The following is a 7,322-nucleotide window of genomic DNA, read 5'->3' on the forward strand; positions in this document are numbered from 1 at the left end:
AGCAGGCGCTGGTGCACCAGTTGCGCGGGCGGCATGCTCCAGCGCGCTTGGGAGTAAGGACGCAGCTGCTGGGCATCAGCGTAGCCAAGCCGGTACAGCACCGCCAGATTGTCGATCGCGCCGCCGGAGGTCGTGATCTCGTCGATCGCCAGCGGCGGCAAGACGGCCTGGCGCGGGGTCGGCAGAGTGGACAACTGCCCTGGGCCGAAGTCGTACATGGCAGCGCGCGTCGGCTTGTCGGGCAGGGCACAGCCGCTCAGGGCCAAAACCGAAAAACAAAAGAAAAAAGTGGCTGTCGTCCATATTTTATGGCTACTTGAAGCTATTGATTTAATAGCGTCTTGCGTCGATTGATAGTCCATCATTGCGCTGCTCCGTTAGCGGTAAAGCCAGGCTCACCAGGCCCGGGAATGGGTCGGCCGTTGCCAAAAATCAGTGCCTGCGGGTTGTCGTCGACGGCGTTGACGGTGCGCCGCAACTGGCGCATGGTGCGCGCCGTTTCGTCGGCCACTTGGCCCAGCTTGGGCAGCGTGGCCGCGCTGAAGGTTTCAATGCCGGCGGCCAGCGCCGTGCCGCCTTCGCCGAGCTTGTCCAGCGGCCCGCCTTTTTCATTCAGGCGTCGCGCCGCAGTGCCCACCTCGTCGCGGGCGGTTTTCAGCGCCTTCATGGTCGCATTGGAGTCGCGTGACAACGCCGGCAGGGTTGCCACCGTGGGCTCCAGACCCTTGGCCACGCGGTTGATGCTGCCGGTGGCTTCAGCCAGCTGCGTGACGGCGGTTGTGACGGCTTTCTGGTTCTCGTCCGAAAGCAGCTGGTTCAGCCGGGCCGTGGCCTGCTCGGCCTGGTTGAAAATCGCTTCACTCTGCTTGAGCAATTTATCCAGGCCACCCGGCTTGAGCGGAATGCGTGGCGGAACTCCGTCGTTGGGCAGCAGCCGTTCCGCCGATTCTCCATTGTCATCAAGCTGGATGAAGCCGAGCCCGGTGACGCCCTGCGAGGCCACCGTGGCAAAGGTCGATTTGGTCACAGGCGCGCCGCGGTCGATGGAGATGTCGATCAGCACATTACCCTTGGCCTTGGCATCAAAGCCGATGCGTTCCACCTTGCCCACGGGCACGCCGCGAAAGCGCACGGCAGCTTGCGGCTGCAGACCCGAGATGGTTTCACGGGTGCTGATTTCATACAGGTCGCGCTGGCTGCTGTCGCGCGTGAGCCAGATCGCCAGCAGCGCCAGCAAAGCGGTGACCAGCAGCACAAAAACGCCTGCAATCAGCGCATGGGCCTTGTTTTCCATAATGAAAACCTTTCTAAATCGGAGGCGGACTGTCGGCCAGCAGCGCCATTGCGCGCTGCCCCCGTGCGCCAAGGAAAAACTCGTGAATGAAGGGATGCTCGAAGGCCACGACCTGGCGCGGTACATCGTTGACGATGACCTTCTGCCCGGCCAGCACGGCAATGCGGGTGCTCAGCTCGAAAATGGTGTCCAGGTCGTGCGTAACCATCACCACGGTCAGCCCCATGCCCTGGTGCAGCGAGCGCAATAGCAGGCAAAAGCTGTCAGCACTTTCCGGATCGAGCCCGGCGGTCGGCTCATCAAGCAGCAGCAGCGGCGGATCCATGATGAGGGCGCGCGCCAGCGCCACCCGCTTGATCATGCCGCCAGACAGGTCGCTCGGCATCTTCCCGGCCGCATCAAGGGGCAAGCCCACCATCTGCAACTTGACCATCGCGGCCTCGCGGATCAAATCGCCCGGCAAGGTTTTTAGCTCGCGCAGCGGAAAGGCGATATTTTCAAGCACGGTAAAAGCTGAAAACAGCGCGCCCTGCTGGAACAGCATGCCGACGCGGCTGGCGGCGCCGCGCTTGCCCAGCTCGGCCGCCGGCTTGCCCAGCACGGTGATTTCGCCCCGGGTCGGCGTTTCAAGCCCCAGCATCTGGCGCAGCAGCACGGTCTTGCCGGTGCCCGAACCGCCGACCAGTGACACCACCTCGCCACGCTCCACCGTCAGGTCGAGATCCTTGTGCACCACGGTTTTTTTGTCGCCGTTCTGGAAAACGGTCCACAGCTTGCGGATTTCAACAACGGCGTCACTCATGGAAAATCACCGCGAAGGGCCGGTACGACGCCTGTAGCGGCGCCTTACAGGCAGTGAGCGAGCGTGGGGACGATGAACAAAGCGCCGGGCCGCCCCAAGCGAAGTTCAGCCCCCCAGGGGAGCAGCGCAGTACACGAAGTGACAAGCGTGGGGGCAATCTCATATGCCGATATTCTTGAACAGCACCGCAAACAGCGCGTCGACCAGGATGACGACGGTGATGGAGGTCACCACCGAAGCCGTGGTGCCCTGGCCCAGACTTTCGGTATTGGGTTTGACGCGCAAGCCGTAATGGCAGCCCACCAGCGCAATCAGCAAGCCAAAGACGACGGACTTGGCGCTCGCCAGGGTCAGGTTGGACACCTCCACCGCGGCGGGCAACGAGTTGATGAAAAACGAAGGTGTCACGCCCATCGAAATATCCGCCGCCAGCATGCCGCCCAGCAGCGCCGCAACGGTGGTCCAAACGCTGATCAGCGGCATCACCAGCGCCAGCGCCAATGCGCGCGGCATGACCAGCCGAAAGCCGCGGGCAATGCCCATCACGCGCATAGCATCGATCTCTTCGGTCACCCGCATGACGCCAATCTGAGCCGTGATGGCCGAGCCACTGCGCCCAGCAATCAAAATAGCGGCCAGCACCGGACCGAGTTCGCGAATCAGCGAAATGCCCAGGATATTGACGATGAAGGCATCGGCGCCAAACTGGCGCAACTGCTGGGAAATCAGGTAGGCCAGCACCACGCCGATCAGAAAACCCACCAGCGCCGTAATCGGCAGCGCGGAGGCACCGAAGTGATAGAGATGGCCGGAGAAATCGCGCCATGGACCCTGTTGCGGATGGCGGATCAGTCGCAGGATGTCGAGCAGCAACTGGCCGACCAGCCGCAGCAATCCTTTGGCATGGTCGAGCAGGCTGAACAGCCGGCTGCCCAGCACGATCAGCGGCTCTTTCCAGCCGGGACTGGGGGATCGGGGAAGATCGACCGTGAATTTTTCGACTGTCTCCAGCATCACGCGCTGCTCGGGCGCGAGTTCGATCTGCGCCGGCCAGGCGCGCCCCCAATGGTTCCAGAGGACCTGCGCCCCGAGATAATCGAGTTTTTCTGCCTGGCCCAGGCTCCACCGGTCAGCCCCGGCTCCGGCGGCTTTGCCGGGCGACCCATTTTGGGCACGCAGGCTGCCGAGTTGCGCCGTCAGTGCGTCCCAGACCGGCCGGCCGGTCAGGCTTGCAGCCGTCCATTCGCCGCGCACGGCCAGCACGCGGCTGCCGGGCTCGTCCTGCACTTCAATTCGGGGCGTGGAATCTTCCATATAAGGCGTGGCGCTGGCACGGGACAGATGGCGTGATTTAGGTGAAAAAGTGTTATGGTAACTGCTGGACACATCACCACCGGCGACTGTCGGAATGTAGCGCCGAGGTCCTACAGTCGGCCAGGCGAGACCGGCAGGCTTTCTTCCGACGCGGCGCGCCGGATTGCAGCGGGTAATCCCCGCCGCACAGCAGCTCCGGGTTTTGCCACAATCTACATTACTGCGCTGGCCAGTCGGCGTCAGACAGTTCATACCAGCGACCCACGGTACTGCTTGCACCTTTGGCCGACAAACGCCTCACGGCCCAGCCAGATTGACGAAACCGAGACCCACACGACATGCAAGACCCCATCCCAGTTTTTGACTACATCATCATCGGCGCCGGCACGGCGGGCTGCCTGCTGGCCAACCGCCTGAGCGCCGACGCTTCCAAGCGTGTCCTGCTGATTGAAGCAGGTCGCAAGGACGACTACCACTGGATTCATATTCCGGTGGGTTATCTGCATTGCATTGGCAACCCGCGGACCGACTGGCTCTACCAAACCGACGCCGACGCGGGGCTGAATGGCCGCTCGCTGCGCTATCCGCGCGGCAAGACGCTGGGCGGCTGCTCCAGCATCAATGGCATGATTTACATGCGTGGCCAGGCGCGCGACTACGACCAGTGGGCGCAGCTGACCGGCGACAGCGCCTGGCGCTGGGACAACGCCCTGCCCCACTTCAAGCTGCATGAAGACCACTACAAGGGCGCCGATGCCCTGCACGGCGCGCGTGGCACCGCCCCCGAGCTGATGCAGGACAAGCTCAACCCTTACCAGAAAATCCTGCGCCACCGCAACGCAGGCGGCGAATGGCGCATCGAAAAGCAGCGCCTGCGCTGGGACGTGCTGGACGCTTTCTCCGAAGCGGCGCAGCAAGCCGGCATTGCGGCAACCGCCGACTTCAACCGCGGCGACAACGAGGGCGTCGGCTATTTCGAAGTCAACCAGAAAAGCGGCTGGCGCTGGAATACCGCCACGGCCTTTTTACGCCCGACCTGCCTGGGCCGGCCGAATTTCGAACTTTGGACGCACGCCCAGGTGTCCCGGCTGCTGATCCAGCGCCAGCCCGACGGCAGCCAGCGCTGCACCGGCGTCGAAGCGTGGACCGGCCAGGAGCACGTCACGGCGCTGGCCACCCGGGACTCGGAACACATGGGCGAGGTGCTGCTGTGCGCCGGCAGCATCGGCTCACCGCAGATTTTGCAGCTTTCAGGCATCGGTCCGGCCGCCTTGCTGCAGCAGCATGGCATTGCTGTGGTGCAGGACCTTCCAGGCGTCGGTGCCAACCTGCAGGACCACCTGCAGATCCGCTCGGTCTACAAGATTCAGCCAGTGGTGGGCGACAAGCGCTGGGGCCTGTCACTCAACACTATGGCGAACTCCTGGTGGGGCAAGGCGCGCATCGGGCTCGAATACGCGCTGCGCCGGACCGGCCCGATGAGCATGGCGCCGTCGCAGCTGGGCGCCTTCACGCGCAGCTCGCCGGAGCTGCCCTACGCCAATCTCGAATATCATGTTCAGCCGCTTTCGCTTGAGGCCTTTGGCGAACCGCTGCACGGCTTCAACGCTTTCACCGCCAGCGTCTGCAACCTCAACCCGACAAGCCGCGGCAGCGTCCGGATCAAAAGCGGCCGCTTTGAAGATGCACCGGCAATTGCGCCCAACTACCTGAGCACCGCAGAAGACCGCCAGGTGGCGGCGCAGTCCCTACGCGTGACGCGCAGCATTGTCAGCCAGGGTGCTCTGGCCAAATACCAGCCCGAAGAGTTCAAGCCCGGCGTGCAGTTCCAGACCGATGAGGAGCTCGCCAGGCTGGCTGGCGACATCGCCACCACCATCTTCCACCCGGTAGGCACCACCAAAATGGGGCGCGACGATGACCCGATGGCGGTCGTCGATTCACACCTGCGGGTGCGCGGCATCCGCGGCCTGCGCGTGATTGATGCCGGCGTGATGCCGCTGATCACCAGCGGCAACACCAATTCACCGACGCTGATGATTGCCGAGAAGGCGGCGCAGTGGATACAGGGCGGAATCTGACGGCCGGCCGCGCCGTGCGGCAAAGCCGTCACCCTCCGGCGCGGACCTGCGCGCAGCGAAGCTCCTTCACATCACGCGCAGCAGCGTCCTGGTATTCGCGCTCGCGCTGCGGGTTGCTGTCGCTGAAGTGGCCCTCAGTCGCCGATTCGACAAAGCCTCAGTCAGATCTGGCCTCGGTGCCGGCGTCTGCCGACTGGTCATTGTGCCGCCCTGTGAACAAGGCCCCGGCGCTCCCGGGCAGCGGTCGTTCCTTTACGGCTTCGGACCCCTGCTGGGCCAGCGGCACGCGGGGCCTTGCTGGGCCTGGCGTGGTCATAATGTCCGGTCGGCCCCTACGGCAGGCCCCGCGTGGCCATTCACGGCAACTTTCCCAAGGGCAAAGCGAGCAATTTCAGGCCCGTAGTCGCGGTTGCTTGCTAGCCACCCGGTTTAGGTCAAGCGGCTGGTCGCGCGACAGCACAGCACATGCAGGTGCGCTGCAATGACGATTTTTTCGCCGGGAGACATGACGCGTCTTCATTAAGGTGGGGGGCCGAAAGATCGGGTGCCCGGTCGTTCGGCATGCGGTAATGTCCAAACCATCGATTTCCGCCGCTTCGCTGCCATGCAGAAAAATTCGCGGGGCGGGAAACCCCCAATGCGCCGTCTTGGTGCGCAGGCTATATTCGAGCTCTTGCTGACGAGCCCTGCTGCTCGCAACGCGAGGAGTCGAGGAGACACAAAAAAAAGCAATCAAAAACACCCAAACCGGCATTCCACGAGATGCCGGTTTGACAAAGGCGCCGGCAACCCCGGCGCTTTTTTTCGTCCCCTGATTCGGTCAAAAATTAGTAAAAACAAGCTGTAGTCCATATCTTTTGGCTCCTTCATGCTATAAACAAAATAGCAATCTGGTTTTCAGCGCAATGGGACAATCCACCTCATGGAATTACTGATTGTCTCTCTTGCCTCGCTGGCCGCCGGTTTTGTGGATGCCATCGTCGGTGGCGGCGGACTGATCCTGGTACCAGCCCTGTTTGCGGTCTTTCCCACCACCCACCCGGCCACGCTGTTTGGCGTGAACAAGGGTGCCTCAATCTGGGGCACGGGCGTGGCGACGGTGCAATACGCCAGGCGTGTCGAGATTCGCTGGGCGGCGCTGCTGCCAGCCGCCGCAGCGGGTTTTGCCGCTTCGCTGGCAGGCGCCTGGCTGGTCACCATCGTAGACCCCGGCTTTTTGCGCAAGGCTTTGCCTTTCGTGCTGTGTGCGGTACTGGGCTACACGCTGCTGAAAAAAGATCTGGGACGCCACCACACGCCGCGTTTCAGCGGCCGTGCCGAGGCGGCTGCAGCCTGCTGCATCGGACTGCTGCTGGGCTTTTACGATGGTTTTTTTGGCCCCGGCACTGGCAGCTTTCTGGTCTTCCTGTTTGTCCGCTGGCTGGGTTACGACTTTTTGAGTGCGTCGGCCTCGGCCAAGCTGATCAACACCGCCACCAACCTGGCGGCGCTGGGGCTGTTCGCGTACAAAGGCCATGTCTGGTGGCATTTTGCGCTGACCATGGCCGTGGCCAATGTGGTGGGCAGTTTGCTCGGAACGCGCTTGGCGCTCAAGCACGGTGCGGGCTTTGTCCGGGTGGTGTTTATCGTGGTGGTCAGCGCGCTGATTCTGAAAACCGGTTTTGACGCCTTTTTGAAATAAGCCGGGGCAAGCCGGCGAACCCGGGCTAATTGCGCCTGCCGGCGGTCACCGAAGCCGGTGCGGCGACCGGAACCACGACCGGCACCGCAGCACCTGGCCGAGCCGGTTTGGCCGGTTTCACCGATTTTGCGGCGGTGGCAGCGTTGGCCA

Annotated in this window: 5 protein-coding genes and 1 pseudogene; 2 read left to right on the forward strand and 4 right to left on the reverse strand. The window is 63.0% G+C overall.

Annotation, left to right across the window (positions count from 1 at the left end; genetic code table 11):
* The 4 genes and pseudogenes from HHJ19_RS17705 to HHJ19_RS17720 form a co-directional block, all read right to left on the reverse strand.
* Positions 1-365: pseudogene (locus tag HHJ19_RS17705) on the reverse strand (hypothetical protein); the annotation flags it as partial.
* On the reverse strand, positions 362-1,294 hold the full coding sequence (locus tag HHJ19_RS17710; protein WP_296909174.1) for an MlaD family protein: 933 nt from the start codon (positions 1,292-1,294) through the stop codon (positions 362-364). The gene HHJ19_RS17710 and the pseudogene HHJ19_RS17705, both read right to left, overlap by 4 nt.
* A gap of 13 nt (positions 1,295-1,307) precedes the next feature.
* Complete coding sequence (locus tag HHJ19_RS17715) at positions 1,308-2,096, reverse strand: ATP-binding cassette domain-containing protein (protein ID WP_296909175.1); 789 nt, start codon at positions 2,094-2,096, stop codon at positions 1,308-1,310.
* A gap of 159 nt (positions 2,097-2,255) precedes the next feature.
* On the reverse strand, positions 2,256-3,410 hold the full coding sequence (locus HHJ19_RS17720; protein WP_296909176.1) for an ABC transporter permease: 1,155 nt from the start codon (positions 3,408-3,410) through the stop codon (positions 2,256-2,258).
* A gap of 338 nt (positions 3,411-3,748) precedes the next feature.
* Here HHJ19_RS17720 and HHJ19_RS17725 point away from each other — a divergent pair, with 338 nt between their 5' ends.
* A complete protein-coding gene (locus tag HHJ19_RS17725) occupies positions 3,749-5,491 on the forward strand; it encodes a GMC family oxidoreductase N-terminal domain-containing protein (RefSeq protein WP_296909177.1) in 1,743 nt (580 codons plus the stop codon).
* A 922-nt stretch (positions 5,492-6,413) separates the two neighbouring features.
* Complete coding sequence (locus HHJ19_RS17730) at positions 6,414-7,172, forward strand: TSUP family transporter (RefSeq protein WP_296909178.1); 759 nt, start codon at positions 6,414-6,416, stop codon at positions 7,170-7,172.
* Positions 7,173-7,322: the final 150 nt, after the last annotated feature.

Origin of the sequence: Polaromonas sp., assembly GCF_012927415.1 — a bacterium.
Taxonomy (GTDB): Bacteria; Pseudomonadota; Gammaproteobacteria; order Burkholderiales; family Burkholderiaceae_C; genus Polaromonas.